The sequence below is a fragment of the Mesotoga sp. B105.6.4 genome, assembly GCF_002896535.1.
Taxonomy (GTDB): domain Bacteria; phylum Thermotogota; class Thermotogae; order Petrotogales; family Kosmotogaceae; genus Mesotoga.
In genome coordinates, this window is sequence record NZ_JWIM01000108.1 from 1 (window position 1) to 2,252 (window position 2,252).

A 2,252-nucleotide genomic window follows, 5' to 3' on the forward strand; every position below is an offset into this window, starting at 1 on the left:
GAAGGAGTCATTACTGATGCCTATGGTAACTATGATACGGTTCTAGTGATTAACTCAAACAACACCGGATCTATATCGTTCGACAATGACTCTTACAGTGTGAACATAGTAAATAGAAGAGCCAACCGAAGCTTTGTCGGGGAGTACGGCTGGTATGACTCTTCCTGGCATGAGAGGATCATTGAGGCTGAATTGCAGAATTACGGTGCACTGCGAATAGAGATTTACAACAATTACGGCAGTCTCATCACTACTGGATTTCTCTACAAATAGCCTTCGAGATTCTTGAAATAGGATTGTTCGGTACATCAAGAAAGCTATATACTTTTGAGTTGGGATTTTGAGACTTCTTTCCTGTTTTAACTGACGATCCGGCAGATCCTGAACCCACAAATGCTGGCTGCACTGTTTGGTGAGTTGTAGCTGCGGCTTGTTACTCTGACGATGCCATCCCACCATGCCCTTACACGGATCGATTTGTTACCCAGCGCCTGATTGTGCGGATCTTTTCCAGAGCTTCTTCTGTAGAAGAAGGCGTCATATGTATCGGAACACCATTCCGAAACGTTTCCGCTCATGTCGAATATTCCCAGCTCGTTTGGGCTCTTCTGTCCGACTTCATGTGTCATGCCTCCTGAATTATCGGAATACCACGCCACAAGGTCCGGTTCGTTTCCGCCGGCGTAAATGTATCCCTCGCTTTTGTTTCCTCCCCTGGCAGCGTATTCCCATTCAGCTTCTGCGGGAAGCCTGTAGCCAACTACTTTTGAGGGGTCTGTTGTTACTTTTCCGTCCTTGTCCAGGAAGTAGCCATTTGCATCGTATGCCTTGGGAAGTTTCTCTCTCTCGCTTAACCAATTGCAAAAGGCTGCCGCATCCATCCAGCTGACGTTTATCACCGGCCTCTGCCCTCGTCCCCAGCCTTCATCTCCCGGCAGAGTTCTTTCCGTCTCTTGACAAAAGAGATCATAAAGCTCAAAGGTTATCTCATACTTACCGATGTGGAAATCGTAGGAGATAGTAACCTCATGAGCCGGCCGCTCTTTGTCCCAGCCGGTTCCCCATGTGTCTCCCATTGTGAAAGTTCCCTTCTCAACCAGGATCATGTCCACGATGCTTTGAACAGGCGGAGACTCCTTCTTGGGGTTCAGTACCAGGACAAGTACGGTAACGAGAACAGCTATGGAGATTATTGAAACCACGACAACTACTGCCTTCTTCATAAGATCGCCTCCTTAAGATCGGCTCCACACTTTTAAGGGGCATTCTGTTTGAGGATTAGGGTAAGTTAGTTTGTGTGGCGTCTTGTAATAATATATCATCGTCTCTCTTCAGGACAAGCGAATTAGATTTGTATGAATCAAACGAATTTATCACTTCATCTTTCCATTGTTGTTTTCAAAATTCAAATGACAAAATATGTTAATTTCCGAGCATTTTCTCATAGGCGAATTATTGAATGTTTTAAAGCTGGCCAGTAGTAATCATTAGGAAAGACTCGGTATGCGATCGTTCATGATTTGAACAGTGAGAGTTTCATTGCGGAAATATCTGGCGTTTCCTCTGATTATGAAGACCTTTGTGATAGTATCTTGAAGGTATTTATTTCGTGACTCTGTGAACTATCCTTGCTTGTTTTCTTTTTAAGCCGATGAGGCTATGCGAGAGCGATCTCGGAATGCTGCTTTCCAGTTTTGTTGGATAGTTTCTAGCTTCCAAAACGGTTTTTTAAAAGTAAATCCAAGAGGAGATGGTCTTATGGAAGTTCAAATTTCCAGGCTAATGAGAAAAGTGTTTATCGGAGCCACCGGAAGCGCTCTCGCTTTCACATCAGCGCTTGCTGCCAACTATGAAGACACTATGGCGCTCGAAACGGTGAAACCGGCCCCGAATCTGGAGGAGGTAATACCTCATGCCGAGCAGAGAGAAGAGGCCATGGCGAAGTTGGCCGAGTTTGAGACCAGAACGGGCAGGCGGCCGAATATTCTTGTGTATCTAATGGATGATGTCGGTTGGGGAGACCTTGGGGTTTACGGAGGAGGTGTCGCTGTAGGAGCACCGACTCCAAACATGGATGCTCTTGCAAGAGACGGACTCATGCTGACTTCCGCCTATTCTCAACCGTCTTCTTCGCCGACTAGAGCAACTCTTCTGACCGGGCAACTTCCCGTAAGACACGGAATACTCAGACCGACTTTATACAACGAAGCGGGAGGTTTGACAGACGCGATTACACTTGCCCAGTTGTTGAG

The 2,252-nt window shown here is 46.2% G+C and carries 3 protein-coding genes; 2 read left to right on the top strand and 1 reads right to left on the bottom strand.

What is annotated here, in order from left to right; genetic code table 11:
* The coding region (locus RJ60_RS14850; protein ID WP_103135267.1) for a hypothetical protein at positions 1-273 on the top strand (273 nt) is incomplete at its 5' end.
* An 86-nt stretch (positions 274-359) separates the two neighbouring features.
* Here RJ60_RS14850 and RJ60_RS14855 read toward each other — a convergent pair.
* The gene (locus tag RJ60_RS14855; protein ID WP_103135268.1) at positions 360-1,223 is read right to left on the bottom strand and encodes an SUMF1/EgtB/PvdO family nonheme iron enzyme; all 864 of its coding nucleotides are present in this window, start codon (positions 1,221-1,223) and stop codon (positions 360-362) included.
* A 535-nt stretch (positions 1,224-1,758) separates the two neighbouring features.
* Here RJ60_RS14855 and RJ60_RS14860 point away from each other — a divergent pair.
* Positions 1,759-2,252, top strand: a 494-nt coding sequence (locus RJ60_RS14860; RefSeq protein WP_180979989.1) for a sulfatase-like hydrolase/transferase, incomplete at its 3' end; no start/stop codon positions are given.

Bases quoted from the DNA above. Each gene is read 5' to 3' on its own strand.
- RJ60_RS14855 (WP_103135268.1), bottom strand. From the start codon at position 1,223: ATGAAGAAGGCAGTAGTTGTCGTGGTTTCAATAATCTCCATAGCTGTT.